Consider the following 25,619-nt stretch of genomic DNA (forward strand, 5'->3'; position numbering starts at 1 on the left):
CGCGCCCTACCGCGCCCTTCGCGGCATCCGGTAGGGGAGCATGAACTGCACCAGTCGCGAGGAAAAGCGCCGCATGTCGAGGCTTTCCTGCACCGCCACCACTTCCTCGCCCATGAAGCGCGAGGCGAGTTCGGAGCGGGCATAGAACGGGGTGTCCTCCCACGTCCGGCGCACTTCAGCCACGCCAATGTCGGAGCGGGTGCGGCGGGTGATGCCCCATTTGCTGTCGGGCAGTTGCGCGATCGGGGGCAGTTCGACCGGCTCGGGCACGCCGTGACGGTCGAACCGGAGCGCGCTGGCGAAGAGCGACCCGTCCCCGCGCTCGCCTTCGTAACACACCAGCGCGCCTGACTTGAGATGCGCGCGCGACCAGTGCCAGGTGTTGAAGCCGGTCTCGAGCGGCTCGGCACCGCGGTTGTGATCGAGATAGGCCTTGCCCTGCCAGCGGCAGGCGGGCGCAGTCATCTCCACCTCGATCCGGGCGCACGGGGCAAGGCAGTGCCAGATGTGGCGTTCCTTGGGGTCGAGCGCGAAGGCGGCGGTGTTGAGCATTTCGGGGAACACCCGCACCCTGCCGGTCACCTTGCGCTGCCACGGCACGAACAGCCGCGTGTCGCCCTCGACGATGTCGATGGTGAGCGCCCCATTCTCCCAGCGCACGTTGGAGGGGCCAATGGCAAGGTTGGAGGCATCGCGCTGCACCGCGTTCTTCCCGCGCTCGGTCATCACCCAGCGGTGCTGCGGGCCATAAAGCGCGACGTTGAGGCAGGCATGATCGAGCGGATCGCCCCTGCCGCTGCGCTTGTAATAGGGCGAGAACACGCTGCCCAGAAAGGCGATGATCGTCAGCCCGTGCTGCCCGTCGTCGCTGATCGCGTCGACATACCACCAGCTGTAACCGCCGGGCGGGATGTCCTCATCGAAGCGAGGTCCTTCGCGATTGTCCTCGCGGCCAGCTGCCCGGACAAGGCTGCCATAGGGACGCCGGCTGCCGGATGGGTCGCCCCGCCCGTGCAGTAGAGACCGGGCAGACGGGTCTTCGGCCCTTGCCTCTGGAAGGAGGCCGCCCAGCCGTGCGACGCTCTGCCATAAAGGGCGCCGCCCGTGGCCGGGAACAGCCCTTCCCAGTCCTGCGGGGTCATGAGCTGGTGCACCAGCGGTTCCTCCAGCCGGAGGCCGCAGCGTCCGAGTGTCGCCATCATGGCTCTTGTGCATCGCTCTCTCTCCTCAGGGGTATAGGCGTGAACGTCTCCATCGGCGGGGGCGTTGACGATGATCTGGAGCCGCTCGCGTGCCCCCAAGGCAGGGACGTTCGGCGGGGCGTGATGGTCGGCGCCGCGATCAATGGCGCAGACATAGACGGTCGGCTCGGCCGGGGTGCGGCCAGCGGCGATGTCGCGGAACTCGGCAGCGTAATCGCGCGAGAAGAAGACGTTGTGATGGCTCAGCTCGGCCCCTTGCGTGCGCGTGTGGGCGTACCAGACCAGCGCCGAGAGCGAGCGCTTGGGCCTCGGGATCGCAGGCACCGCGCGCCGCGCCGCCGCGCCGAAACGTCCGGTGGCAAGCGCCGAGGGATCACCGTTGCAGATCACGATGTCGGCAGGGATCACTTCGCCGCTCGCCAGCAACACGCCGCTGGTGCGGCCATTCTCGGTGAGCACCTCTGTCACCGCCACCCCGGTGCGCACCCGCGCCCCCTGCCGTGTCGCAAGCGTGGCGAGCGCCTTGGCGAGTGCATGGATCCCGCCCTCGATCAGCCACACCCCGCGCGCCTCAAGGTGAGCGATCAGCATCAGCGTGGCAGGCGCGCGATAGGGCGAGGAGCCGCAATAGGTGGCATAGCGCCCGAACAATTGCTGGAGGCGCGGGTCGCTGAAATGCTCGCCCAGCGCGTTCCACATCCCGTCGAAGGGCCGCATTGCCAGCATCTGGGGCAACTTGGTCAGCCCCATGCGCCACATCATCGGCAGCGGGGTGCTGGCCTTGTCGCCGTGGAGGAAGGGGTCTTCGAGCACGGCAAAGATCCGCTCCGCCTCCGCCGCAAACGCTGCATAGCCGCGCGCGGCATCGGCCCCGGCAAAGCGGCCGACGGCATCGACGCTGGCCTCGTGGTCGGCAAACAGATCGAGATGGCCCGAGGCATCGTCCCACCAGTGGCGGGCCAGCACCTCGGCCTTGCGGACGGTGACATGATCCGCGAAGTCCGCGCCGCAGGCGGCGAAGATTTCCTCGAACACGCGGCGATAGGTGAAGACCGTCGGCCCGCCGTCGATCTCGGCCCCGTCGACGAGAACACGCCGCGCCTTGCCGCCGACCCAGGGCTCCTTTTCGAGCACCGTGACCTCGGCGCCGCGGGCAGCCAGCAGCGCGGCGCTGGTCAGCCCGCCTATGCCTGCTCCGATCACGGCGACTCGCGCGTTCATCCGGCCCTCGCTCCCGTCGATCCCGCGATTATCATTGACCTTACGCGCTGCGCTGTCCAATGATTTAGACACATGGCCTGTAAAGCATCCGCAAAGTGAACCGCTGGGCCGCCTTCAGGCTCGGCTATGTGGCGCGGCGCAACCGCGTCTTTTCCTCAGCAAGATTCCAGCACTGGGCCGCGCGCCTGCCGCTGATCCGCTGGATCGCCACGCGCCGCGCGGCCGGCGCGTTCGATCTGCTCGCAGGCTTTGCCTATTCGCAGGTCTTGCGCGCCTATGTCGAAAGCGGGCTGTTCGATGTCCTCAAGGACGGGCCACTCGGCGCGCGCGTGATCGCTGAGCGGATGGGCCTGTCCGAGAGCGCGGCGCTTACGCTCCTGCGCGCCGGCCGCCCGCTGATGCTGTCAGAAGAGCCCGCCCCCGACCACTGGATGCTGGGGGAGCAAGGCGCTGTTTTTGCAACAAATCCCGGTGTTCAGGCAATGGTGCGCCATCACCGCCTGCTCTATGCCGATCTCGCCGATCCGCTCGCGTTGCTGAAGGCAGACCGCGCCGAGCCGACCGCCCTCTCGCGCTTCTGGACATACGCCGGCGCGTTGCAGGGCGTGACCGAGCGCGGTGAGGATACGGCGGAATATTCGCAGCTAATGGCCGCCTCGCAGCATTTCGTCGCCGATGAAGTGCTGGCGACCGTCAGCTTTCGGGGCGTGAGGCGGCTGTGCGATGTCGGCGGCGGGTATGGTGCCTTTCTGCGGCACATCGGCACCGCCTGGCCGCATCTGCAACTTGGCCTGTTCGATCTGCCGGAAGTTGTGGAGACCGGCGCGGGCTTGGTTGCCAATGCCCTCGGCGCTGATCGGGTGACGCCTCATCCGGGAAATTTCTTCAGCGATTCGATACCGCAAGGCTACGACATGGTGTCGCTGATCCGGATTCTCCACGATCACGACGACGCCCCCGCCGCCGCCCTGCTCGCCAATGTTCGCGCGAGCCTCGCCCCCGGCAGCCGCCTGCTGATTGCCGAGCCGATGGCGCGCATCCCCGGCGCAGAAGCGATGGGGGAGGCGTTCTTCGGCCTCTATCTGTGGGCGATGGGATCAGGCCGCCCGCGCAGCCCGGCCGAGATCGTCGCCATGTGCCGCACCGCCGGTTTCGCCGATGCTCGGCTCGTCGCAACCGCACAACCGGTCAACGCAAGCATCGTCATGGCCCAGGCCTGAGTTTAATTTGTCCAGTTAGTTTGACAGTTGGGAACGTAAGGCGTAGCACACAGTTGGGAGAACGTAGCTGCGGGGCATTCGACTCGGCGTTCGCGCCTCGAATTCCACCTCAGGGGAGACCGAGGAAATGAATACGCTGGCCGTCATACTCGAAGCACCGGAGCGCATCGCTCTCCGGGCGCTTGAGATGAAGCCGGTGGAGGCCTCGGACGTTGTCGTCGAAATCGCCTACAGCGGGATCAGCACCGGCACCGAAAAGCTGCTGTTCACCGGCCGGATGCCGCCCTTCCCGGGCCTCGGCTACCCGCTCGTTCCCGGTTACGAATCGGTCGGTCGCATCATCGATGCCGGGCCGGATGCTGCGGCGCGGATCGGCGACTGGGTGTTTGTCCCCGGTGCCAATTGCTACACCGACGCACGCGGTCTGTTTGGCGGCACCGCCCAGCGGGTCATCGTTCCGTCGGCGCGGGCGCTGCCGATCCCCGAACACCTGGGCGAAGCCGGGGTGCTCTGCGCGCTCGCGGCGACGGCACTCCACGCTATAAAGGGTGGCTTTGCCCGGCGCGAGGCGCTGCCCGATCTCATCATCGGCCACGGCGTGCTGGGCCGCCTGCTCGCCCGCCTGACACTGGCGCTCGGCGGCACGGCGCCCGCGGTGTGGGAAGTAAACCCCGCCCGCCGTTCGGGCGCTGTCGGCTACAATGTCATCGACCCGGCTGCTGACGAGCGCCGCGATTACCACGCGATCTATGACGCCAGCGGCGATGCTGGCCTGATCGACGATCTCATCATGCGCCTTTCCAAGGGCGGCGAGATCGTTCTGGCGGGCTTCTATTCCGAACGTGTCAGCTTCGCCTTTCCGGCCGCCTTCATGCGCGAGGCGCACTTCCGCGTCGCCGCCGAATGGCAGCCGGGCGACCTCGCCGAAACGCGGGCGCTGATCGAATGCGGGCGGCTCGACCTCAAGGGTCTGGTCACCAACCGGCGCCCTGCCGGAGAGGCGCTCGACGCCTACCCCCAAGCCTTCAGCGATCCCGATTGTCTGAAGATGGTTCTCGATTGGAGCGAATGCTGATGTCCGTGCTTGATACCCAGGCCGCCCACCTTCGCGACGAGGCAAGTCACGAGCCCGATCCGGTCCACACCGGAGAGGTCAAGTCCGAAACCCAGATCATCGCGATCTACGGCAAGGGCGGCAGCGGCAAGAGCTTCGCCCTCGCCAACCTCAGCTACATGATGGCCCAGCAGGGCAAGCGCGTGCTGCTGATCGGCTGCGATCCCAAGTCTGACACCACCAGCCTGCTGTTCGGCGGCAAGGCGACCCCTTCGATCATCGAAACCTCGAGCCGCAAGAAATTGGCGGGCGAGGAAGTGCGCATCGAGGATGTGTGCTTCCAGCGCGACGGCGTCTTCGCGATGGAGCTCGGCGGCCCCGAAGTCGGCCGCGGTTGCGGCGGTCGCGGGATCATCCACGGGTTCGAAACGCTCGAAAAACTGGGCTTCCACGATTGGGGCTTCGATTACGTCCTGCTCGATTTCCTCGGCGACGTGGTGTGCGGCGGCTTCGGCCTGCCGATCGCGCGGGACATGTGCCAAAAGGTGATCGTGGTCGGCTCGAACGACCTGCAATCGCTCTATGTGGCGAACAACGTCTGCCAAGCGGTCGAATATTTCCGCAAGATGGGCGGGAACGTCGGCGTCGCGGGCATGATCGTCAACAAGGACGACGGCACGGGCGAGGCCTATGCCTTTGCCAAGGCCGTGGGCATTCCGGTGCTGACCGCGATCCCCGCCAATGAAGACATCCGCCGCAAGAGCGCGAACTATCAGATCATCGGCATCCCCGGCGGCGAATGGGGCAGCCTGTTCGAAACGCTGGCCGAGAATGTCGCCACCGCCCCGCCGCTGCGGCCCAATCCGCTCGATCAGGACGGCCTGCTAGGCCTGTTCAGCGCCGATGTGGTGGGCGGCAATGTCGAGCTCGTCCCCGCGACGCAGGCCGACATGCGCGGCGGCGTGTTCGAATCCCGCCCCAGCCTCGAAGTGATCTACGACGAGGCATGAGCGACCATAACGCCTTTGACGCGCCCCAGCGCTCCGCCGACCGGATCGATCTCGATCCCGGTGCGGGCGCCTGCGCGTCCAAGGACACCATGAACGAGGCCGCCCGCGCCGCCGGCAAGAGCGAGATCCTCGATCAATATGCGGCCGACTACCCCGTCGGCCCGCATGACCAACCCCAGTCCATGTGCCCCGCGTTTGGGTCACTCCGGGTGGGCCTGAGAATGCGGCGCACTGCGACCGTGCTCTCGGGCTCGGCCTGCTGCGTCTATGGCCTGACCTTCACCTCGCACTTCTACGGCGCGCGGCGGACGGTGGGCTATGTGCCCTTCTCCTCGGAAACGCTGGTCACCGGCAAGCTGTTCGAGGACATCAAGGAAGCGGTCGAAGGCCTCGCCGATCCCGAGAATTACGACGCGATCGTGGTCACCAACCTGTGCGTCCCCACCGCGAGCGGCGTGCCGCTGCGGCTCCTGGGCAAGCAGATCAACGGCGTGCGGATCATCGGCATCGATGTGCCGGGCTTCGGCATCCCCACCCACGCCGAAGCCAAGGACGTGCTGGCGGGCGCAATGCTCCAATATGCCCGCGAGGAAGTGATGAGCGGGCCGGTTGCGGCCCCGCGCGAACGCTCCGACCTGCCTTCGGTCGCCCTGCTGGGCGAGATGTTCCCGGCCGACCCGGTGGTGATCGGCCAGATGCTGGCACCTCTCGGCCTTGCTGCCGGCCCCGTGGTCCCGACCCGCGAATGGCGCGAGCTTTATGCCGCATTGGATTGCGCCGTCGTCGCCGCGATCCACCCCTTTTACACCGCCTCGATCCGCGAATTCGAAGCCGCAGGCCGCCCGGTGATCGGCTCGGCCCCGGTGGGCGCTGATGGCACCGCCGCCTGGCTCCAATCGCTCGGCGATGTGATGGGCCTGCCCCAAGCCAAGGTCGACGGGGTCAAGAACGCGATGGTCGCCGCCTGCAAGGGCGCGCTTGCCAATATGCCGATCAAGGGCCGGATCACGCTGTCGGGCTATGAAGGCTCCGAGCTTCTGGTCGCCCGCCTGCTGGTCGAAAGCGGCGCGGATGTCCGCTATGTCGGCAGCGCCTGCCCGCGCACAAAGTGGTCGGATGCAGACCGCGAATGGCTCGAAGCGCGCGGCGTGCAGGTGCAGTTCCGCGCCAGCCTCGAACAGGATATCGCCGCGATCGAGGAATACCGCCCCGATCTCGCCATCGGCACCACGCCGGTGGTGCAGCACGCCAAGGCAAAGGCGATCCCGGCGCTCTACTTCACCAACCTCATCTCGGCCCGCCCGCTGATGGGCCCGGCGGGCGCAGGCAGCCTCGCCACGGTGATCAACGCCGCGATGGGCAACAAGGCGCGCTTCGATGCGATGCGCGACTTCTTCGAAGGCGTCGGCACCGAACACGCCGCGGGCGTGTGGGAAGACCTCCCCGTCGACCGTCCCAAGTTCCGCAAGAAATACGCCGCCCTCAACGAGGCCGCGCGCAAGGCATCGGAGGCGATCGGCACATGACGCTCGTCCTCGATCACGACCGCGCCGGCGGCTACTGGGGCGCCACCTACGTCTTCACCGCGGTGAAGGGGTTGCAGGTGATCATCGACGGCCCGGTGGGCTGCGAGAACCTGCCGGTCACCTCGGTCCTCCACTACACCGACGCCCTGCCCCCGCACGAACTGCCCATCGTCGTCACTGGCCTTGGCGAGGAAGAGCTGGGCAAGACCGGCACCGAAGGCGCGATGAAGCGCGCTTGGAAAACGCTCGATCCCGAACTGCCCGCCGTGGTGGTGACGGGCTCGATAGCCGAGATGATCGGCGGCGGCGTCACGCCCGAAGGCACCAACATCAAGCGCTTCCTGCCGCGCACCATCGACGAGGACCAGTGGCAGTCGGCAGACCGCGCGCTGACCTGGCTGTGGACCGAATTCGGCCCCAAGAAGATGCCCGCCAAGCGCGAACGGCGCGAGGGCGAGAAGCCGGTCGTCAACATCATCGGCCCGTCCTATGGCATGTTCAACATGCCCAGCGATCTGGCCGAGATCCGGCGTCTGGTCGAAGGCATCGGCGCCGAGGTCGGCGTGGTCTTCCCCTTGGGCACCCACCTGGCCGACATCGCCAAGCTGGCGAACGCGGATGCCAATGTCTGCCTCTACCGCGAGTTCGGCCGCAACCTGTGCGAGACGCTCGAGCGACCCTATTTCCAGGCTCCCATCGGCCTCAGCCAGACCACCAAGTTCCTGCGCGCACTCGCCGCCGAGCTCGGGCTCGACCCCGAGCCCTTCATCGAGCGCGAGAAGCACACAACCATCAAGCCGCTGTGGGATCTGTGGCGCTCGGTCACGCAGGATTTCTTCGGCACCGCGAGCTTCGGCATCGTCGCCAACGAAACCTATGCGCGCGGCATCCGCCACTTCCTCGAAGACGACATGGGCCTGCCCTGCGCCTTTGCCTTCTCGCGCTGTGCGGGGGTGAAGCCGAAAAACGACGAGGTTCGCGCCGCGATCCGCGCCAATCCGCCGCTGGTGGTGTTCGGCAGCTATAATGAGCGGATGTACATGGCCGAGTGCGGCGCGCGGGGGATGTATATCCCGGCAAGCTTCCCCGGCGCGGCGATCCGCCGCCACACCGGCACGCCCTTCATGGGCTATTCGGGCGCGACCTATCTGGTGCAGGAAGTGTGCAATGCGCTGTTCGATGCGCTGTTCCACATCCTCCCTCTGGGCACCGAAATGGACAAGGTCGATGCGACCCCGGTGCGCAGCGAGGCCCAGTTGACCTGGGACAATGACGCCAAGACCAGGCTCGACCAGCTTGTCGAAGCCCAGCCGGTGCTGATCCGCATTTCCGCCGCCAAGCGTCTGCGCGACGCGGCCGAGCGGACCGCGCGCCAGCGCGGCGAGACCACAGTTACAGCAGACTGCCTTGCGGAAGCTCTGCTCGAAGGAACGGGAGCATGATGACGATGCGCCCTGCCCTTCACACCCGTTTGTCGCTGCTGCGGAAGCCTTCCGCATCGGCACAAGCCCATGCCCCCCTTCCACAGGGGGCTCTCCAATCCACGTGGGGGATCACGCGGGGATGCCGACGGAGGCCTTCGGGCTTCCAATCTCACCCAACTGAACGGAGACAACCCAATGAATGAACGCATCGGGACTCACCTGACCCCTGAAGAGGCTCAGGAAATCCACAAGGGCTTCATGGGCACCTTCACCATCTATGTGGTGATCGCGCTCGTCGCCCATGCGCTGGTCTGGGCCAACAAGCCCTGGCTGCCGCTCTGATCGAAGGCCGGATTTCAGGCGAGCGCCACGGGTAATCCCCGCAGGCTTCGGCTGACACCTCTGCCTTTTACGCGAAACATTCGAAGGAATTCACCATGTGGAGACTTTGGTTCTACTTTGATATCCGCCGCACCCTCGTGGCGCTGCACGTTGGTCTCGCCGTTCTGGCGTTCACCATCCACTTCATCCTGCTCAGCACCACCAACTATAACTGGTTGGAAGATGGCGCTGCGCCGGCTGCGGCTGCTGTCACTTCGCCGGAAGCCCCGGCGCAGGGATAGACCTGCTCGAAAATGTGAGGGGGCAGGTTCGCCTGCCTGCCTCCTAACACTCGGAAAGCAACCTATAGCACCCGCCCCAGTGGCGGGGAGGATGGACCTATGGCGCTCCTTAGTTTCGAGCGGAAATACCGCGTCCGCGGTGGCACATTGATCGGCGGCGACCTTTTCGACTTCTGGGTCGGGCCGTTTTATGTCGGATTCTTTGGAGTAACGACGGCAATCAGCGCCCTTCTGGGCACCATGCTGATCTTCGCCGCCGCAACCCAGGGTCCGACCCTCAACCCGTGGCTGATCTCGATCAACCCACCGCCGGTCGAATATGGCCTGTCGCTCGCCCCCCTTGCCAAGGGCGGTTACTGGCAGATCATCACCGGCTGCGCTGTCATCGCCTTCGTTTCGTGGGTGATGCGGCAGGCGGAAATCTCCCGCAAGCTCGGCATGTCCTACCACGTGCCGATCGCCTTCAGCGTGGCGGTTTTTGCCTATGTGACCCTCAATGTGATCCGTCCCTTGTGGATGGGCGCGTGGGGCAATGGCTTCCCCTATGGCATCTGGACTCACCTCGAGTGGGTTTCGGGCGTGGGCTACGCCTTCGGCAACTTCCACTACAACCCCGTGCACATGCTCGCGATCACGTTCTTCTTTACGAACTGTCTCGCGCTCGCGCTGCATGGCGGTCTAGTGCTGTCGGCGGTGAACACCACGGGGGGCACCGACGTCAAATCGCCCGAATACGAAGACACCTATTTCCGTGACTTCATCGGCTATTCGGTCGGCACGCTCGGCATTCACCGGGTGGGTCTGTTCCTGGCGCTCAATGCAGCGTTCTGGAGCGCCATCTGCATCGTCATCTCCGGCACTCTGTATGTCGGCAGCTGGATCGAATTCTGGGATTTCTGGAAGAAGATCCCGATCTGGTCGTAAGGAGCACCTGAACCATGGCGACATATCAGAACATCTTCACACAGGTGCAAGTGCAAGGGCCGCCCGAAATGGGCGTCCCGCACCTCGACGGCAGCGAAGACCGCCTGCCGTTCACGTCCCACTCCTACTGGATGGGCAAGCTTGGGCAGGCCCAGATCGGGCCGGTCTATCTTGGCCTGCTGGGGCTCATCAGCCTGGCTTTCGGCGGGGCAGCGATCGTCATCATCGGCCTCAACATGGCCGCTGATCCGAGCGTCAACTGGAGCCCGATTGCCTTCATGCGCGAGTTCTTCTGGCTCTCGCTGAAGCCTCCGGGGCCGGAATACGGGTTCAGCCCGTTCGTTCCGCTGGCCGAGGGCGGCTGGTTCATCATGACCGGCGCGTTCCTGACCATCTCGGTGCTGTGCTGGTGGGTGCGCACCTATATGCGGGCCAAGGCGCTGGGCATGGGGATGCACATTCCCTGGGCCTTTGCTTCTGCCATCTGGCTGTTCCTGGTGCTGGGCTTCATTCGCCCGATGCTGCTGGGCGACTGGTCGCAGGCGGTGCCTTACGGCATCTTCGAGCACCTCAACTGGACCAACAACTTCTCGCTGGTCTACGGGAACCTGTTCTACAATCCGTTCCATGCGCTCTCGATCGTCTTCCTTTACGGGTCGGCGGTGCTGTTCGCGATGCACGGGGCGACGATCCTGGCACTCGGCCGTTACGGCGGCGAGCGCGAGATCGAACAGATCACCGACCGCGGCACGGCGGCAGAACGCGGCGCGATCTTCTGGCGCTGGGTGATGGGCTTCAATGCCACCTTCGAATCGATCCACCGCTGGGCCTGGTGGTTTGCGGTGCTGACCACCCTCACGGGCGGCATCGGCATCCTGCTGACCGGCACCGTGGTCGACAACTGGTACCTGTGGGCGCAGGAGCATCACTACGCTCCGACGACCGAGAACTACGATCCGAGCGGCGCGATCGGCGCGGCTTCGGGCCAGTAAATCGGGCGAGGCTGCCGGGCTGCGGCCCGGCACCTTCCACCCAAGGGTACAGAGCAAAACCCGGCCGAACCCTCAGTGGTCCGGCCGGGTTTTGCTTTTCCGAGATCCCTTTGTCGCGGCGCGGTCCGATCAGCCGGAAGTGTCCGCCGGGGCGGCTGCCAAGCGGCTGCGCAAGTCCATCAGATGCAGCGGGAAGGACAGGGCGAGCGGCAGCGCGATCCACCACCAGTCCGCCCCCGTCATCGCCGCGCGCAGCCCGAGCACGATCAGCGCGGCAGGCCCGAGCAGGCCGAGCACCGCCAGCAGGCTCCAGCGCCTCGCGAGAACCAGCCAAGCGCCCTCGATCGCCAGCACGCCCAGCATGACGTCGGCGGCATAGCCATATTCGAACAGCATTTCGGCAAGGCCTTGACCGGCCATGTGTGCGCCCTCCTCTACCGCCCCGCCCTCGCCTCTCCGGCCTCAGCCGAAGGGCGCGTTGAGCTCGACCACCGCCCAGTTCAGCGCACCGGCAAATCCCACCCAGACCAGATAGGGCACCAGCAGCAGCGCAGCCTTCTTCGAGAAGCGCCCGCAATAGAGGATCATCGCGAGGATCGAGAGCCACAGCACGATCACCTCGAAAAACGCCCAGTCCGGGCGCTGCAGGCGGAAGAACAGGATCGACCAGCTGATGTTGAGAAAGCCGTTGAGCGCAAACAGCCCGATCACCCATTCCGCCTCCGCCGCGGTGCGCGCGGCGCGCCAGGCGGTGATGCCCGCGACCGTGATCAGCGCATAGATCAGCGTCCAGCCCATCGGGAAGACCACATCGGGCGGGTTCCAGCCGGGCTTGGCCAGCCCTTGATACCACGGGCCGAGGTCGGTCACCGTCGCCCCCAGCGCCGCCACGCACAGCGCGGCAATGGTCGCGACGACGACCGGAATGATGATGGTCGGCTTCATGAACGCGAGCCTAGTGTTCATGGCGTCCGCCTGCAATGGCCTCGCGTCCGCTGACCCCTGCCGCAAACCTAGTGCGCTGGGCGCAGGCCGAGCAGGTGCGCGGTGTCCTTGAGGAAGATCTTGACGTGCGCCATCGGTTTGGCGCGCACCAGCTTCTTGTGCATATAGGCCTGCCAGGTCAGCTCCTGCACATCCTTGTCGTCGCACATGGTGACGAAGCGCTCGCGGCGCTTGTCGGAGGAATACCAGAAGTACTGCATCACCCCCAGCACCCAGAACACCCGCCCGTGCTCCTTCATGAAGCGCTTGCGGGCAAGCCGGAGCTGCTTGGCCTCACCGGTCTTGAGGAAGGCGGCAGCCGCCTCGCCCACCATCCGCCCGCCGACCATCGCGTAATAGATCCCCTCGCCCGAGGCAGGCGCCACAATCCCTGCGGCATCGCCCGCAACGATCACATCCGCGCCATTGTCCCAGCGCTTCAGGGGTTTCAGCGGGATCGGCGCACCTTCGCGGCGCACGGTCTCGCAGCGGTCGAGCCCGAGATCGTCGCGCATCGTGGCAATCGCGCCCCTCAGCGAGAAGCCCTTGTTGGCGCTGCCTACCCCGATGCTCGCGACGTCCCCGTGGGGGAAGACCCAAGCGTAGAAATCGGGCGAGAGGCGGCCCTGGTAATAGACATCGCAGCGCGAGGCATCGAACTGGTCGGTGTTCTTCGGCGGCGACTTGATGATCTCGTGATAGGCGAAGACGCAAGGGATGCGCTCCGCGCCCGGCAGGCATTGCTTGGCCACCGCCGAGCGCGCGCCATCCGCGCCGATCACCACACGGGCGCGCACGCTTTCGATCGGCCCGCCGCGCGTGCGCCGGAAGGTGACGAGCGGGTGGCGCTGGTCGTCACGCTCAATCTTCTCGAAGGTCGCGGTGAGGCGCTCCGCTCCGGAATGGCGCGCACGTTCCCGCAGCCATTCATCGAATTCCTCGCGGTCGACCATGCCGACATAGCCGATCTCGCCCACCGGCATATCGACCGCGCGGCCTGAAGGCGCGATCATCCGGGCCGAGCGCGCCTTGGCCACCAGCAGCGATTGCGGAATGTCGAAATCGGCGAGCAGGCGCGGCGGCACCGCCCCGCCACAGGGCTTGATCCGCCCCCCGCGCTCGATCAGCAGCACCGAATGACCGGCAAGCGCAAGGTCTGTCGCGGCCGTCGCCCCCGAAGGGCCGCCGCCGATCACCACCGCATCATAGATTGTCTGGTTCATGCGAACTGCTCCCTCTTTCCCTGCCCCGCACTTGTCCGGATCGCCGCTGCGCCGGTCGCCTTGACCGCCAGCAGCGCCGCAAGCACGAAAGCTGCGGCCTCGACCGCGAACACCAGCTGGAAGGCCGCGCCGTCGCCGCGCACCAGCCCCCGCGCCAGATCGAGCCCGACCGCGCCGAGCAAGCCGCCCAGTCCGAAGGCAATCGCCTGCGCCGCCCCCCAGACGCCCATGCGCACGCCCTCCCGCGTCCGCTCGCCCGCGCCGGCGAGGCCCATCATCGATCCGATTGCAGCGACCGCAAACACGCCGTTGCCGAAGCCCAACACAAACAGGTTGATCCCCAGCGGCCATGGCGGGCCATTGATCGCCGCCAGCCCGAGCGCGCCCAGCGCCGCACCCGAGGCAAGGCAACCACCCACCACCCACGGCCTGAGGCCGCCTGCGGACTTTGCTGAAAAGGCGCTCCCGCCGATCCCGGCGACAATCATGCCGATCAGGATGCCGCCCTGGTGGAACTGGCCGACCGTCTTGGTCGAATCCCCCGGCGAGAGGTGAAAGATCAGCCCGGCAAAGGGTTCAAGGATCAAGTCCTGCATCGAGAAGGCGATCATCGAGACGAAGATGAACACGGTGAAGCGCCGCGCCGCCGGCTCGCGCCAGATTTCGGCCAGCGCGGCGCGGAAATCGGGCGGCGGCGCGTCGGCCGCATCTTCGCGAAACTGCCCGGCCTGCCGCTCCAGCCGCCATGTCGCCGCCACGGTCAGCGCCAGCATGATCGCCGCCAGCCCGGCAGCGACCTCGATCAGGCGCTCGGGCGAATAGGGTTTGAGCAGCGTGCCGACCGTGATCGCCGAGGCGACGATGCCGCCGACCATCATGATCCATGTGACCGCCGCAGCGGGCGCGCGCCGCTCGGGCGCGACCCCGCTGGCAAGCAGGGCGAGCGCCGAGGTGCCGCCTGCGCCCACCCCCACGCCGACCAGCGCATAGGCGAAAATGGCGAGCGCAAGGGCGGCGGGAAAGGCGCTGTCCATCATCAGCGTGGCCTGCGTTGCCAGCAGCGCGCCGGTGGCCAGCACCGCAATGCCGCCGATGATCCACGGCACGCGCTTGGCCCCCTTGTCGGAACCATGGCCCCACAAGGGGCGGGCCAGCTGCACCCCGTAATGCCACGCGACGAGCCCGGCAGGGATGGTCGCGGCAAGCTCGAACTCGACCACCATCAGGCGGTTGAGCACCGCCGTGGTCAGCATCACCAGCGCGCCGATCGCCGCCTGCACCAGCCCGATCCGCACGATCGCCAGCCAGCCGAAGCCCTTGGTCTGAACCGCGGGCGAGGCAAGCGGGGCGTGCATCAGATATATCCCCCTAGGCCCAGCGCGGCCGCCAGCATCCCGAGCACATAGAGCGTCACGCCGACACCATTGTACCACGGCGCCTGCTTGGCCGGATTGCGGATCAGGCGCGGCATCGCGGCAATCTGCGCGGCAAGCACACCGGCGACGATCAACGCCGAGAGCGCAAAGCCCCAGATGGCGAGCAAGGCGATCACCACCACCTGCGCCGCCGCCATGGTCACACAGGCCAGCCGCGCCGCAGCGCCCACGCCCAGCACCACCGGCAGCGAGGTCAGCCCGGTCTGGCGGTCGCCTTCGACCGCCTTGAAGTCATTGAGCACCATGATCCCGTGCGCGCCGAGCGAATAGAGCACCAGCACCGCAATCACCTCGGCCGAGGGCATCGCGCCCAGCATCACCGCAGCGCCGGTGAACCAGCTCAGCCCCTCATAGGTCAGCCCGCATACCAGCGGCCCCAGCCAGCCATTCGCCTTGAAGCGCAGCGGCGGGGCGGAATAGGCCCAGGCAAAGGCAAGGCCGACCAGTCCTGCAACAAACACGACCGGGCCGAGCAGCCACGCGACGCCCGCCGAAATCAGGCTGGCGATAATGGCAATATAAAGCCCCCAGCGGCCCGGGATGCGGCCTGACGGGATCGGGCGGTGGGGTTCGTTGATGGCGTCGACATGGCGGTCGAACCAGTCATTCACGGCCTGTGAGGTGCCGCACACCAGCGGCCCTGCCAGCATCACGCCGCCCGCGACGAACCACCAGCGCCCCTCAAGCCCGGCACCGGACGAGACCGCCCCGCACATGAAGGCCCACATCGGCGGGAACCAGGTGATCGGCTTCAGCAGTTCGAGCACATCGCGCGGCCCCGGCGTGCCTGCCGGGCGGGGTGCCGGAGTGGGCACGGCGCGAGTCGAAGAAACCGAGTGCTCCATGAATTGAGGCTATGCCTGACAGGTCATAGCGTCAAATTGTTTTGACACTTTAATTCTGGGGATATCCGAATTCGCTGTTCAGATTTGTCGCGCACGACAGGATTGTGTCAAAAGCGGTCGAAATCGCGATGTTGACAGTTGGCAATGGTGACGGGGTGGCAGGTCATCGTCGGCACCCGCCTGCAATGCAGCCGTTACCGCGCGTTGGCGCGTCGTAACGGGGTTTTGTCGGGGCGTGCGAAGATTTAGGCAGCGCTGCCCGGCACCAGGCCGTGGCCCGAAATGGCCTACTCGCCGTCGCCTGTCAGGTTGCCGAGCCCGTAACGGTGGAGCTTGGAATAAAGGCTCTGGCGCGACAGGCCGAGGATCTCGGCCGCCGAAGCGCGGTTGTCCGAGGTGTAGCTCAGGGCCGCTTCGATGCAGAGCCGCTCGATCAGGTCGGTGCTTTCGCGCACGATGTCCTTGAGGCTCATGCGGCCGACAAGGTCGGTCAGCTGTTCGACCGAGCGCGGCAAGTCCTGCGATCCGGGCGGCAAATCCCGCAGACGGCGGCCGATCGGGCGGATCACGAAGGCGTAATAGCCATTCTCGCCCGAGGTGCGAACGGCTGACAATTCAACCGGTTCACCCTCAATATCATGGCCCACCCGCAGCACCGTCGCGACATTGCGCGCCGAACCGTGCTGGTCGATCTGGCCCTCGATCAGATCAAGGTCGATCCCCGGACGGCCGATCGATTCCGACAGGTGCCGGCCGCGCAGCTGGTCGACGCTGGCGGCCTGCAGCATCTCGACAAAGGCCGCATTGGCGGTGACGATTTCAAGGTTGCTGTCCGCCACCACGAAGGCGTCCGGCATCTGGTCAACCAGTGTCAGCACGGGGGAGAAATCGGACACCGGACGGTCACTGGCGGGCACAAGGCGCACCAGCAGGAACTGGCCGCGATCCTGCGTGAACCCGCTGACCGACGCCATCACTTCGCGCGCACCGCGAGCGATGCGGATGCGGCCTGGACTGACCGTGTCCGAAACCAGGGCGGCACCGACCAGCGCTTGCACCGCGTCATGCGAGTTCTTGTCGATGAACGTCAGCAGCTTCTTGCCCGGCAATCCGCCGATGCGCGCGCCCATCAGCCCATGCGCCGCCGGGTTCGCCTCACGAATCCTGAGCGTACCGGCTTCGACGATCATCACCGGCTCGGTCGACCGTTCGAACAGCATCCGGTAGCGCGCTTCGAGCTGGCGCATCCTCAGGTAATCGCGCTCAAGCGATTGTTGCACTTGCAAAAGTCGCTGCTGGAGTCGGCCCGCTTCGCGCAGATCGCGGCCAAAGGCGATGCGGTGCTCTCCGCCATTGACGGTCAGCACGGCGTAACGCACCGGCACATCGCCATCATGCGAAGGGTGGTTGACCTGACGCCAGTGCTGCACCTCACCGCGCCGGGCAGCGGCCAGCATTTCCATCACCTTGGGGCGGGAATCGTCAGTGACCGTCTCGATCCAATTGGTGCCTACGAAATTGGTAAAGCTTGGAAAATCGCGCGGATCGAAGGCGGCATCAAGGATCGTGCCGGTATCGTCGAGCACCAGCGTGATGTCGCCTGCGACCATCGCCAGCTTCATCGCCGCATCAGCATCAAGCGTGTCGAACAGCTCGGCTGCGCGCCCGAACGGGTGCTTGCCTTCGATGCTGTGTTTGCGGGTGAGCATCTGCGCCTGAACCTACCCGAGGTTAAGGCTGCGGGCAGAGGCGGCTTTCACCAGCGAATTGGCAAGATCAAGCGCGGCCAGCGCATCTGCTCCCGTGCCATCTGCTCCGACTTCGACCGCAATTCCCGGGTTTTCGTTGAGCATTCGTCCGCCGACCAGCACGATGATGTGGGGATTGGCCGATACGTTTCGCACAGCCTTGATGAGATTAGCCAAGGCGGAGCTAGGACAATCACGGGCGAGCGTCAATCCTAGCAGGTCGAAGGGCTGGCGGGCCAATCGGTCGAGCAATTCGCGCCGCTCCGGCTTCACCAGCGCCTCGCTGCGCCAGCCGTTGCGGGCGAAGACTTCCTCGATCATCAGCGTGCCGAAATTGTGATGATCGCCCGGCATCGGGGAGAACAGCGCGCTGTTCGGCGTCGCAAGCCCGCCAAAATCGGCAGGCGATCGCGCCGCCACCTCGCGCATCACTTCCTGCAGGCGCCACAAGCCCATTGTAACATCGAGGAAATCGCACTCGTCGCTTTCCCACATTTCGCCCAGCTTGCGGGCAGCAGGCGCAAGCAGATCGAGACAGATCGTCTCGACCGTGGCCCCTTTGGCGATGAAACCCTCGACCTCTTGCAGCAGATTGGCGGCTTCGAGCTGCAAGGGCAGCAGGGCAAAGCGGGAGACCTCTTCGGACGAAATCGTGCGGAACAGGCGTGTCTTGGCACGCTGCTCGACGCTCACATGGGCCATCAGCAGACGGGGGATAATCTCGTTCTCGATGACGCTGTTCACCGAATCGTGCTGATCAGCGCCTGCGGTTCGTCGGCGGACGGCCTCAAGCGGTGCGGACATAACTTCGCGCAACCGGGCAGAACCCGAGCCAAACATCCCTGAAGCCTTGGAATCTGCCATTCGTCAAACCCTCCCAGGTCGTGCGGACGAACCTTCCGCAGGAGGTAGTCTCTGCCCCGACAAGACAGCTCCGACCCCGATCCCAAGAAGCCAGAGAATCCTATCTACGCTCTTTTCGGAGCGGGCGCAAACGACGATATCGCTCAGCGCCTAAACGTCAACAAAACTAAACGTCCAATTAAGTTGACACCTATGTTGGAACGGGCGTAATCTCCGAGTCTGAGAGAAAAGGCTAACCCAACATATGACACGGACGGATCACGCATCCCCGGTCGAACCTGGAACCACGGTGAAAGGGGCGGGCCACGAGAGAACCAGCGCCCGCGCGCTCTACACCGCGCAGGAACGCCAGCGGCGCGACGAATCCGTATGGACGCTCGTTCAGGGCGTGCTCGCCCCGGTGCAGTTCCTTGTCTTTCTCGTCAGCCTCGGCCTGGTGATCCGCGCGCTTGCGACCGGCGAAGGCGCTTTCGCCGCCGACGTGTCGATCGTGGTCAAGACGCTTGTGCTCTATACCATCATGATCACCGGCTCGATCTGGGAGAAGGTGGTGTTCGGCAAATGGCTGTTCGCCCCTGCCTTCTTCTGGGAAGACGTGTTCTCGATGCTGGTGCTGGCGCTGCACAGCCTCTACCTCGTCATGCTGTTCGCCGGGATCGGGTCGACCGAGCAACGCCTGCTGGTCGCGCTGGCGGGTTACGCGGCTTACGTGATCAATGCAGGCCAGTTCCTGTGGAAGCTGCGGATGGCGCGGCTTGAAGGCGCGCAGACCCCGCAGGCGGTGACGGCATGAGCGCGGCCACCCTCCTCGATGGCTGCGCCGCCGAGCTCGCCCGCCCCGCGGCCGAAGCCCAGCGCCCGGTGCTGCGCGAACGCGGCCAGCGCGAGGTGTTCTGCGGGCTCACCGGCATCATCTGGCTGCACCGCAAGATGCAGGACGCCTTCTTCCTCGTGGTCGGCTCGCGCACCTGCGCGCACCTGCTGCAATCGGCCGCGGGCGTGATGATCTTCGCCGAGCCGCGCTTTGCCACCGCGATCATGGAAGAGCGTGACCTCGCCGGCATGGTCGATGCGCAGGACGAGCTTGACCGGGTGGTGAACCGCCTGCTGGAACGCCGCCCCGACATCAAGACGCTGTTCCTCGTCGGCTCGTGCCCGTCGGAAGTGATCAAGCTTGATCTCGCCAAGGCCGCCCAGCGTCTGGGCGCAGTGCACATGCCGCGCGTCCGTATTCTCAACTATTCGGGCAGCGGGATCGAGACGACCTTCACGCAGGGCGAGGACGCCTGCCTTGCCGCACTGGTGCCGGTGATGCCGGCCCTCCCCGCCGATGCCCCGGCCGAGCTGCTGATCGTCGGCAGCTTGCCCGACATCGTCGAAGACCAGTTCCTGCGCCTTTTCGCCGATCTCGGCATCAGCAAGGTGGGCTGCCTGCCCGCGAGGAACGCCCGCGACCTGCCGAGCGTCGGCCCGAACACCCGCTACCTGCTGGCCCAGCCCTTCCTCGGCGAGACCGCGATGGCGCTGGAAGGCCGCGGCGCGAAGCGGATCGAGGCACTGTTCCCCTTCGGTGTCGAGGGCACCTCGGACTGGCTGCGTGCCGCCGCGCGCACCTTCGGCGTCGATCCCGCCCTGACCGAACAAGTGCTCGCGCCCGGTCGTGAGCGCGCGCGGATCGCGCTATCGAAGCTGCGCCCGCAGCTCGAAGGCAAGCGCATCAGCTTCCTGCCGGATTCGCAGCTCGAAGTGCCGCTCGCCCGCTACCTTCAGGACGAATTGGGCATGGAGCTGGTTGAGGTCGGCACGCCCTATCTCCACCGCGCGCACCTCTCCCGTGAACTGGAGAGCTTCGGCCCGAACGTGCGCCTTTCCGAAGGCCAGCACGTCGAGCGCCAGCTTGACCGCGTCCGCGCCGACCGGCCCGACATCACTGTCTGCGGCCTCGGCCTTGCCAACCCGCTCGAAGGCGAGGGGCTCACCACCAAATGGGCGATCGAACTCGTCTTCTCGCCGATCCACGGCTTCGATCAGGCCGCCGATCTCGCTGAACTCTTTGCCCGTCCGCTGCGGCGGCGCGACCTTTTGGAGGTATAGCGCCATGCAGCTCGCCGTCTGGACATATGAAGGCCCGCCCCACGTCGGCGCGATGCGCGTGGCGACCGCGATGGAGAAGCTCCACTACGTGCTCCATGCGCCGCAGGGCGATACCTATGCCGACCTGCTGTTCACGATGATCGAGCGGCGCGCCAAGCGTCCGCCGGTGACCTACACCACCTTCGAGGCGCGTGACCTTGGCAAGGATACCGCGCAGATCTTCCAGGACGCGGCGCGCGAGGCGGTGGCGCGGTTCAATCCGCAGGCGATCATCGTCGGCGCATCCTGCACGGCAGAGCTGATCCAGGACGACCCGGCCGGGCTTGCCGAAGCGATGGGCCTGCCGATCCCGGCGATCCCGCTCGAACTGCCCAGCTACCAGCGCAAGGAAAACTGGGGCGCGGCCGAAACCTTCTATCAGATCGTGCGCCACCTCGCTGACACCTCGGTGACCCGCGCGCCGCGTGAAGGCCGCAAGGCGCGCGTCAACATCCTCGGCCCCACCGCGCTTGGCTTCCGCCACCGCGATGATCTGGTCGAGATCAAGAAGATTCTCAGCGCACTGGATGTCGAGGTCAACCTCGTCGCCCCGCTGGGTGCCACCCCTGAGGACATCAAGACGATCGGCCATGCCGACTTCAACATCGTCCTCTACCCTGAAATCGCAGATGAGGCCGCCCGCTGGCTTGAGCGCACTTTCGCGCAACCCGCGGTCCGGACCATCCCTATCGGCGTGGGAGCCACTCGCTCTTTCATTGCCGACGTCGCCGAGCTGGCAGGTGCAGATCCCACGCCTGCCCTCGGCGACACCTCTTCCCGGATGCCGTGGTGGTCGCGGTCGGTCGATTCGACCTACCTCACCTCCAAGCGCGTCTTCATCTTCGGCGATGCGACCCATGCTGTCGCTGCCGCCCGTATCGCGCGCGAGGAACTGGGCTTCGAGGTCTGCGGTCTGGGCTGCTACAACCGCGAATTCGCCCGCGAAATCAGAGCCGAGGCCGCGCGCTGCGGGGTCGAGCCGCTGATCACCGACGATCACCTCGCGGTCGAGGATGCGATTGCGGCGGCCTGCCCGGAACTGGTGCTCGGTACGCAAATGGAACGGCACATCGCCAAGCGCCTCGGCCTGCCCTGCGCGGTGATTTCCGCGCCGGTGCACGTGCAGGATTTCCCCGCCCGCCACTCGCCGCAGATGGGGTTCGAGGGCGCCAACGTGATCTTCGACACCTGGGTTCACCCGCTGGTGATGGGTCTTGAAGAGCACCTCCTCACCATGTTCCGCGAGGATTTCGAGTTCTCGGACGAGGCAGGCGCATCGCACCACGCGGCGCACTCGCCGCGCAAGGCTCCGGCTGCGCCTGCGGACACCGTCTCGGAAGCGCCGGTCGCGGACATCCCGGCCCCTGCGATGGCGGAGGAAGGCGGCACGCTGTGGACCGCCGAGGCCGAGCGGGAACTCAAGAAGATCCCCTTCTTCGTGCGCGGCAAGGCCCGCCGCAACACCGAGAATTTCGCGGCTGCCGAAGGGCGCCGCCAGATCGACCTCGAAACGCTCTACGACGCCAAGGCGCATTATGCACGGTAGTGTCGCCTCGGCCTCCTCGGTGGACCCGCGCGCGCCCGTCCGGGTGGTGATCGTCACGCTCGACAATCACCTCAAGGGCGCGGTTAGCCGGGCCGAGGAAGCGCTGGCGAAAGAGGGCATCGACCTCAGCCTGTATGCCGCGAGCGAGTGGGGCAGCAACGCCGAGGATCTCGAGGCGGTCAAATCCGCCATCGCCTCGGCCGACATCGTCATCGCGACGATGCTGTTCCTCGACGATCACATCCGCATGATCCTGCCCGCACTCGAAGCGCGGCGCGAGGAATGCGATGCGATGGTGTGCCTGATGAGCGCAGGCGAGGTGGTGAAGCTGACCAAGATGGGCGGCTACCGGATGGATGCCCCGGCGAAAGGCCCGCTTGCACTGCTCAAGAAGCTGCGCGGAAGCTCGGGCAAGGACGGCAAGCCCAATTCGGGCGCGGGGCAGATGAAGATGCTGCGCCGCCTGCCCAAGCTGCTCAAGTTCATCCCCGGCACCGCGCAGGACGTGCGCGCCTATTTCCTGACGCTGCAATATTGGCTGGCAGGCTCGGACGAGAACGTGATCGCGATGGTGCGCGCGCTGATCGATCGTTACGCGGCCGGCGAAAGGCTCTATCGCCGCGGCATTACCAAGGCGGATGCCCCGCTCGAATATCCCGAAACGGGGGTTTATCACCCCGCCACCCAGCAGCGCATCTCGGCAAGCCTGCGTCTGCTTCCGGCAGGCAAGGGGCGCGAGGGCACGGTCGGGCTGATCCTGCTGCGCTCCTACCTTCTCGGCCGCGACTGCGCGCATTACGACGGCGCGATTGCCGCCTTCGAGGCGGTCGGCCTCAAGGTCGTGCCGGTGTTCGCCAGCGGGCTCGACGCGCGGCCCGCGATCGAGCAATTCTTCATCGGCCCCGATGGCAAGCCGACGGTCGACGCGATCGTCAATCTCACCGGTTTTTCGCTGGTCGGCGGCCCGGCCTATAGCGATGCGCAGGCCGCACGCGAGGTGCTGGGCGATCTTGATCTGCCCTATCTTGCCGCCCACGCGATCGAATTCCAGTCGATCGAAGATTGGGCGCACCGTCCGCAGGGATTGCTGCCGCTTGAAGCGACGATGATGGTCGCGCTGCCCGAGCTTGACGGTTCGACCGTTCCGCACGTCTTCGGTGGGCGCGCAGGTGCTTCGGGCGAAGGCTGCTCGGGCTGTGATCGCCGCTGCGCGCGCGCACCCTCGCACAAGGCGCGCCCGATGCAGGCCTGCCCCGAAAGAGCCGAGGCGCTGGCCGCCAAGACGCTCAAGCTCATTCAGCTGCGCCGCGCCGAACGCGCATCGCGCAAGCTCGCGATTGTCGTCTTCAACTTCCCGCCCAACGCCGGCGCGACCGGCACTGCGGCCTTCATGGCTGTGCACGAATCGCTGTTTGCCACGCTCCAGCGCCTCGCCGCCGAGGGCTACAGCGTCGATGTCCCCGAAAGCCTCGATGCGATGCGCGCGGCCTTGCTCGAAGGCAACCGCGAACGGTTCGGCACCGATGCCAACGTCGCCCACCGCATCCCTGCCGACGAACACGTGCAGCGCGAGAGGCATCTCGCCGAAATCGAAGCCGCCTGGGGCTCTGCCCCCGGCAAGCAGCTGGCAGACGGCGGGCACATCCTCGTGCAAGGCGCGCACTTCGGGAACGTGTTCGTCGGCGTCCAGCCCGGCTTCGGCTATGAAGGCGATCCGATGCGGCTGCTGTTCGAGGGCACTTTCGCCCCGACCCACGCCTTCAGCGCCTTCTACCGCTATATCCGCGAGGATTTCGGCGCCCACGCCGTGCTCCATTTCGGCACCCACGGCGCGCTCGAATTCATGCCGGGCAAGCAGGCGGGCATGAGCGGCAAGTGCTGGCCCGACCGCCTGATCGGCGACACGCCGAATTTCTACCTCTACGCCGCCAACAACCCGTCGGAAGGGATGCTGGCCAAGCGCCGTTCGGGCGCAACGCTGATCAGCTACCTCACCCCGCCGCTGGCGCAGGCGGGCTTGTACAAAGGCCTCAGCGAGCTGAAGGCGAGCGTCGAGCGCTGGCGGGCAACCATTGACGATGCCGACCATGCGGGCGAGCGCGCCGATCTGGCTGCGCTGATCGCCGATCAGTGCGAGGCGCTCGACATCACCTATGCCGACATCGGCGAACTGCCCGCGCGTCTCTACGAGATGGAGCAGGCACTGATCCCGCACGGGCTCCACGTCTTTGGCCGCAATCCGGCAGGTGCGGAGCGCGAGGATATGCTCGATGCGATGATGGAAGCGGGCAGCCATGACGGCCCGACGCCGGACCGCGCACGGCTCGCCGCGCTGCTCGATTCCTCGGACGAAATGGCCGCGCTGATCCATGCGCTCGATGGTGGTTACGTCCCGCCTGCGCCGGGCGGCGATGTGGTGGTGAACCCCGATGTGCTGCCCACGGGGCGCAACATCCATGGCTTCGACCCCTTCCTGCTGCCCTCGTCCTTCGCCTGCCGCATGGGCAGCGAACAGGCCGAACGTCTGATCGCGCGCCATGTCGAGAGCGGTCAGCCCTTCCCCGAAAGCATCGCGATGGTGCTGTGGGGCACCGACAACATGAAGTCCGAAGGTGTTCAGATCGCACAGGCGATGACGCTGATGGGCGCGCGCCCGCGCCGCGACACCTATGGGCGGCTTGCGGGCGCGGAGCTGATCCCGCTCGAACAATTGGGCCGCCCGCGCATCGACGTGGTGATGACCCTCTCGGGCATCTTCCGCGACCTCTTGCCGATGCAGACCCGGATGCTCGCCGAGGCCGCACTGCTCGCCAGCGCTGCCGATGAAGCGCCGGAAGCGAACTTCGTGCGCAAGCACACGTTGGCGCAGATGGAAAAGCACGGCTGCGATCTCGAAACCGCAGCCCTGCGGGTCTTCTCCAATGCCGAAGGGGCTTACGGCGCCAACGTCAACCAGATGATCGAGGGCGGCGTCTGGGCCGATCCCGATGAACTCGCCAACGCCTTCGAGAGCAACAAGGGCTTTGCCTATGGCGTCGGCGGCAAGCCCGTGCAGCAGCGCGAATTGCTGCAAAGCGCTTTGGGCACGGTCGATTTCACTTACCAGAACCTCGAAAGCATCGAACTCGGGATCAACGACGTCGACCAATATGTCGATGGTCTGGGCGGCGTGACCCGTTCGGTCGCGCGGGCCAAGGGCGCGGAGACCCCGGTCTATATCCTCGATGCGACCCGCGGCTCGACCAAGGTGCGCACCCTCGCCGAACAGATCGATCTTGAGGCGCGCACCCGCACCCTCAATCCCAAGTGGTTCGAAGGCCTGCTTCAGCACGGCTATGAAGGCGTGCGCCAGATCGAGGGCCATGTCACCAGCACGCTCGGCTGGTCGGCCACCACCGGTCAGGTCGCACCCTGGGTCTATCAGAAGATTTCCGAGACCTTCGTGCTCGATGCCGAAATGCGCCGACGTTTGTCCGAGCTCAATCCCAAGAGCGCAGGCCGCGTGGCAGGACGGCTGCTCGAAGCCTGCGACCGCAACCTCTGGGCACCCGACGAAGCGACGCTCGCCGCCCTGCGCGAAGCCAATGACGAGCTGGAGGACCGCCTCGAAGGCGTGTTCCCGGCAGAATGACCAAGGGATAAAC

At 66.0% G+C, this 25,619-nt stretch carries 22 protein-coding genes; 13 read left to right on the forward strand and 9 right to left on the reverse strand.

The window, feature by feature from the left end:
- Positions 1-6 precede the first annotated feature (6 nt).
- Both PS060_RS01670 and crtD read right to left on the reverse strand, forming a co-directional pair.
- A complete protein-coding gene (locus tag PS060_RS01670; protein WP_273985016.1) occupies positions 7-822 on the reverse strand; it encodes a hydroxyneurosporene dehydrogenase in 816 nt (271 codons plus the stop codon).
- Between the two features lie 23 nt (positions 823-845).
- Entirely contained in the window at positions 846-2,423 is a 1,578-nt protein-coding gene (gene crtD / locus PS060_RS01675; RefSeq protein ID WP_273985017.1) for a 1-hydroxycarotenoid 3,4-desaturase CrtD, read from the reverse strand.
- Positions 2,424-2,518: 95 nt separating this feature from the next.
- Between crtD and PS060_RS01680 the strand changes: the two genes are divergently transcribed.
- The 9 genes from PS060_RS01680 to pufM all read left to right on the forward strand — a co-directional run bounded on the left by PS060_RS01680 (position 2,519) and on the right by pufM (position 11,196).
- Positions 2,519-3,643 carry a methyltransferase gene (locus PS060_RS01680; protein WP_273985018.1) on the forward strand — a complete coding sequence of 375 codons (1,125 nt, stop codon included), beginning with the start codon at positions 2,519-2,521 and terminating at the stop codon, positions 3,641-3,643.
- 127 nt (positions 3,644-3,770) lie between these two features.
- The gene (bchC, locus tag PS060_RS01685) at positions 3,771-4,718 is read left to right on the forward strand and encodes a chlorophyll synthesis pathway protein BchC (RefSeq protein ID WP_273985019.1); all 948 of its coding nucleotides are present in this window, start codon (positions 3,771-3,773) and stop codon (positions 4,716-4,718) included.
- The gene (locus tag PS060_RS01690; protein WP_443112398.1) at positions 4,712-5,707 is read left to right on the forward strand and encodes a chlorophyllide a reductase iron protein subunit X; all 996 of its coding nucleotides are present in this window, start codon (positions 4,712-4,714) and stop codon (positions 5,705-5,707) included. Before bchC ends, PS060_RS01690 begins: the two co-directional genes overlap by 7 nt.
- Positions 5,704-7,233 carry a chlorophyllide a reductase subunit Y gene (gene bchY / locus PS060_RS01695; protein WP_273985023.1) on the forward strand — a complete coding sequence of 510 codons (1,530 nt, stop codon included), beginning with the start codon at positions 5,704-5,706 and terminating at the stop codon, positions 7,231-7,233. The genes PS060_RS01690 and bchY overlap by 4 nt, the downstream gene beginning before the upstream one ends.
- Positions 7,230-8,675, forward strand: coding sequence for a chlorophyllide a reductase subunit Z (gene bchZ / locus PS060_RS01700; protein WP_273985024.1), 1,446 nt, complete (start codon positions 7,230-7,232; stop codon positions 8,673-8,675). Before bchY ends, bchZ begins: the two co-directional genes overlap by 4 nt.
- A 177-nt stretch (positions 8,676-8,852) precedes the next feature.
- Positions 8,853-8,999, forward strand: coding sequence for a light-harvesting antenna LH1, beta subunit (gene pufB / locus PS060_RS01705; protein ID WP_273985025.1), 147 nt, complete (start codon positions 8,853-8,855; stop codon positions 8,997-8,999).
- 95 nt (positions 9,000-9,094) lie between these two features.
- Entirely contained in the window at positions 9,095-9,280 is a 186-nt protein-coding gene (gene pufA, locus PS060_RS01710) for a light-harvesting antenna LH1, alpha subunit (protein ID WP_086608772.1), read from the forward strand.
- Between the two features lie 99 nt (positions 9,281-9,379).
- Positions 9,380-10,204, forward strand: coding sequence for a photosynthetic reaction center subunit L (gene pufL, locus PS060_RS01715; RefSeq protein ID WP_273985026.1), 825 nt, complete (start codon positions 9,380-9,382; stop codon positions 10,202-10,204).
- A 14-nt stretch (positions 10,205-10,218) separates the two neighbouring features.
- Positions 10,219-11,196, forward strand: coding sequence for a photosynthetic reaction center subunit M (gene pufM, locus PS060_RS01720; RefSeq protein WP_273985027.1), 978 nt, complete (start codon positions 10,219-10,221; stop codon positions 11,194-11,196).
- A gap of 129 nt (positions 11,197-11,325) precedes the next feature.
- Here pufM and PS060_RS01725 read toward each other — a convergent pair whose 3' ends face one another.
- From PS060_RS01725 to PS060_RS01755, 7 genes are all read right to left on the reverse strand, one after another.
- On the reverse strand, positions 11,326-11,616 hold the full coding sequence (locus tag PS060_RS01725; protein WP_273985028.1) for a hypothetical protein: 291 nt from the start codon (positions 11,614-11,616) through the stop codon (positions 11,326-11,328).
- Between the two features lie 42 nt (positions 11,617-11,658).
- The gene (locus PS060_RS01730; protein ID WP_273985030.1) at positions 11,659-12,141 is read right to left on the reverse strand and encodes a TspO/MBR family protein; all 483 of its coding nucleotides are present in this window, start codon (positions 12,139-12,141) and stop codon (positions 11,659-11,661) included.
- 68 nt (positions 12,142-12,209) lie between these two features.
- Positions 12,210-13,403, reverse strand: coding sequence for a geranylgeranyl diphosphate reductase (locus tag PS060_RS01735; protein ID WP_273985031.1), 1,194 nt, complete (start codon positions 13,401-13,403; stop codon positions 12,210-12,212).
- Positions 13,400-14,758 (reverse strand): BCD family MFS transporter, encoded by a 1,359-nt coding sequence (locus PS060_RS01740; protein ID WP_273985032.1) that lies wholly within the window; start codon positions 14,756-14,758, stop codon positions 13,400-13,402. Before PS060_RS01740 ends, PS060_RS01735 begins: the two co-directional genes overlap by 4 nt.
- Positions 14,758-15,684 carry a chlorophyll synthase ChlG gene (gene chlG / locus PS060_RS01745; protein ID WP_273985033.1) on the reverse strand — a complete coding sequence of 309 codons (927 nt, stop codon included), beginning with the start codon at positions 15,682-15,684 and terminating at the stop codon, positions 14,758-14,760. Before chlG ends, PS060_RS01740 begins: the two co-directional genes overlap by 1 nt.
- 287 nt (positions 15,685-15,971) lie before the next feature.
- Positions 15,972-17,393: a transcriptional regulator PpsR gene (gene ppsR / locus PS060_RS01750; RefSeq protein ID WP_273985034.1), complete on the reverse strand. Its 1,422-nt coding sequence runs from the start codon at positions 17,391-17,393 to the stop codon at positions 15,972-15,974.
- A gap of 12 nt (positions 17,394-17,405) precedes the next feature.
- The gene (locus tag PS060_RS01755) at positions 17,406-18,176 is read right to left on the reverse strand and encodes a cobalamin B12-binding domain-containing protein (RefSeq protein ID WP_273985035.1); all 771 of its coding nucleotides are present in this window, start codon (positions 18,174-18,176) and stop codon (positions 17,406-17,408) included.
- 364 nt (positions 18,177-18,540) lie between these two features.
- On the opposite strand from PS060_RS01755, the gene bchF reads away from it, so the two are divergent.
- The 4 genes from bchF to PS060_RS01775 are packed head-to-tail and all read left to right on the forward strand — an operon-like array spanning position 18,541 to position 25,606.
- Positions 18,541-19,089: a 2-vinyl bacteriochlorophyllide hydratase gene (gene bchF / locus PS060_RS01760; protein ID WP_273985036.1), complete on the forward strand. Its 549-nt coding sequence runs from the start codon at positions 18,541-18,543 to the stop codon at positions 19,087-19,089.
- Positions 19,086-20,390, forward strand: coding sequence for a ferredoxin:protochlorophyllide reductase (ATP-dependent) subunit N (locus PS060_RS01765; protein WP_273985037.1), 1,305 nt, complete (start codon positions 19,086-19,088; stop codon positions 20,388-20,390). Before bchF ends, PS060_RS01765 begins: the two co-directional genes overlap by 4 nt.
- Positions 20,391-20,394: 4 nt before the next feature.
- Positions 20,395-21,975: a ferredoxin:protochlorophyllide reductase (ATP-dependent) subunit B gene (gene bchB / locus PS060_RS01770; protein ID WP_273985038.1), complete on the forward strand. Its 1,581-nt coding sequence runs from the start codon at positions 20,395-20,397 to the stop codon at positions 21,973-21,975.
- A complete protein-coding gene (locus PS060_RS01775) occupies positions 21,965-25,606 on the forward strand; it encodes a magnesium chelatase subunit H (RefSeq protein WP_273985039.1) in 3,642 nt (1,213 codons plus the stop codon). Before bchB ends, PS060_RS01775 begins: the two co-directional genes overlap by 11 nt.
- The last annotated feature ends 13 nt before the right edge of the window (positions 25,607-25,619 follow it).

Source organism: Erythrobacter sp. BLCC-B19 (assembly GCF_028621955.1).
Lineage (GTDB): Bacteria > Pseudomonadota > Alphaproteobacteria > Sphingomonadales > Sphingomonadaceae > Erythrobacter.